The sequence below is a fragment of the Halomonas sp. ND22Bw genome (genome assembly GCF_003011945.1).
GTDB lineage: Bacteria > Pseudomonadota > Gammaproteobacteria > Pseudomonadales > Halomonadaceae > Halomonas > Halomonas halophila.
This window is the reverse complement of the sequence record NZ_PXWD01000787.1, coordinates 1-275: the sequence shown is the minus strand read 5'-3', so window position 1 is coordinate 275 and position 275 is coordinate 1. Positions and strand designations below refer to the sequence as shown.

Sequence of the window (275 nt, the reverse complement as noted above, 5' to 3'; positions counted from 1 at the left end):
CGTCGGCGTTCCGGCGGAACCAGGTCGGATACCGGCCCACCTTCAACTGCAGCAGGCCGAGCAGCACCAGCACCGGCAGGGCGAGTTCGAGCACTTCTTCCATGCTCAGCATCAGGTAGCGCAGGGTCGCCGGCACGTAGGGCAGGATGTTGCCGTCGGCGAGCATGGTTTGCAGTTGGTCGCGCGATCCGGCGGTCAGCAGGGCGACGCCGAAGGTCGCCCCCGTGCGTGCCGCGGGACGCCAGCGCCGCCGCAGCCGCGCGCTGCGCCAAACC

At 70.5% G+C, this 275-nt stretch carries 1 protein-coding gene; it reads right to left on the bottom strand.

Features of this window, described 5'->3' with window-relative positions; all coding sequences use genetic code 11:
• On the bottom strand, positions 1–275 hold a 275-nt coding region (locus CVH10_RS26010; RefSeq protein WP_219924892.1), incomplete at both ends, for a hypothetical protein.